The 1,226-nt window shown below is 56.0% G+C and carries 1 protein-coding gene; it reads right to left on the reverse strand.

Going from position 1 to position 1,226, the window contains the following annotated elements:
• Positions 1–1,226 (reverse strand): immunoglobulin-like domain-containing protein (locus tag E4O97_RS26285; protein WP_348984556.1); only part of this gene is annotated, 1,226 nt, incomplete at both ends.

The raw sequence follows: 1,226 nt of genomic DNA on the forward strand, positions 1-1,226 counted from the left end.
GACAGTCGTGGTGTTATCGGTACCCGGAGTATCGGTGACAGTGGTATTTACCGCCGTAGTGCCCGGGACCAGGTTCTCGAAATGCTCGCCACCTGTCACACCCTTGATAGCGGTGGTGACGGTCTGATCGCCTTTGTACACATCATCAGGAGCAATAACCGAAACGCTACCGCTCGATTGGTTTACACCGATGGTGATGGTTTTGCCGTTATCCAGGGTGACGGTCAGCGGGTTGGTGATGTTGGTCACCGGGGCGCCGTTTTTATCCACCAGGCTGGCGGTGTAGACGATATTGCCGCCTTCGCCCACGGTAGTCGTGGCGGTCAGTACAACATCGACCTTATCGATGGTGTCGTTGATGGTGGTGGTCGCACCGTTGCCTGCAACTTCCAGTTTTTCGAAGTTGCCGCCGGAAGCGTCGGTGATCTTGACCGTCTGCGTGCTCTTATCGATAAACACGTCATCGGTCGGTGCCGGGACGGTCACAGTGCCGACGGTGTCGCCGGCTTTGATAGTGATGCTTGAGCCGTTGTCGAGTTTCAGCGTGACGTCGGTACCGGCCTTATTGCTCAAGGTCGCGGTGTAGGTGATCTGGCCACCTTCATTAACGACACTTGGCGCAGTCAGTGTGACAGTCGTTGTGTTATCGGTACCCGGAGTGTCCGTAACGGTGGTGTTTACTGACGTAGTACCTGGAACCAGATTTTCAAAGTGCTCGCCACCGGTCACACCCTTGATAGCGGTGGTGACGGTCTGGTCGCCTTTGTAGACATCATCCGGTGCCAAGACCGAGACAGTGCCGCTGGTTTCATTCACACCAATGGTGATGGTCTTGCCATTGTCCAAAGTTACGGTCAGCGGGTTGGTGATGTTGGTCACCGGCGCACCGTTTTTATCCACAAGGCTGGCGGTGTAAACGATATTGCCGCCTTCACCGACGGTGGTGGTGGCGGTCAGAACTACGTCCACCTTGTCGATGGTGTCGTTGATGGTGGTGGTTGCGCCGTTGCCTGCGACTTCGAGTTTTTCGAAGTTGCCGCCGGTGGTCTCGGTGATCTTGACGGTCTGGGTGCTCTTATCGATGAACACGTCATCGGTAGGAGCAGGCACAGTCACGGTGCCGACGGTTTCGCCGGCCTTGATGATGATCGACGAGCCGTTATCCAACTTCAGTGTGACGTCGGTACCGGCCTTATTACTCAAGGTCGCGGTGTAGGTGATCTGGC

This window comes from Pseudomonas sp. W15Feb34, from assembly GCF_023127765.1.
GTDB lineage: Bacteria > Pseudomonadota > Gammaproteobacteria > Pseudomonadales > Pseudomonadaceae > Aquipseudomonas > Aquipseudomonas synxantha_A.